The organism is Bacillus cereus group sp. N21 (assembly GCF_016483395.1).
Taxonomy (GTDB): Bacteria; Bacillota; Bacilli; order Bacillales; family Bacillaceae_G; genus Bacillus_A; species Bacillus_A pseudomycoides.
Window position 1 is genome coordinate 1 of record NZ_JAEHBX010000413.1, and the last position, 243, is coordinate 243.

Genomic DNA, 243 nt, shown 5'->3' on the forward strand with positions numbered 1-243 from the left:
CATTAGCTCAGTTGGTAGAGCATCTGACTTTTAATCAGAGGGTCGAAGGTTCGAGTCCTTCATGGCTCACCATTTTAGTTTCATGCGGGTGTAGTTTAGTGGTAAAACAAGAGCCTTCCAAGCTCTGGTCGAGAGTTCGATTCTCTTCACCCGCTTTTTCCATTGGGGGCCTATAGCTCAGCTGGTTAGAGCGCACGCCTGATAAGCGTGAGGTCGATGGTTCGAGTCCATTTAGGCCCACCA

At 49.4% G+C, this 243-nt stretch carries 2 tRNA genes; both read left to right on the plus strand.

Annotated elements, in window-relative coordinates:
- Positions 1-84 precede the first annotated feature (84 nt).
- Positions 85-155: transfer RNA gene (locus JDS96_RS31450), tRNA-Gly, on the plus strand.
- A gap of 11 nt (positions 156-166) precedes the next feature.
- Positions 167-243 (plus strand) — tRNA-Ile (locus tag JDS96_RS31455).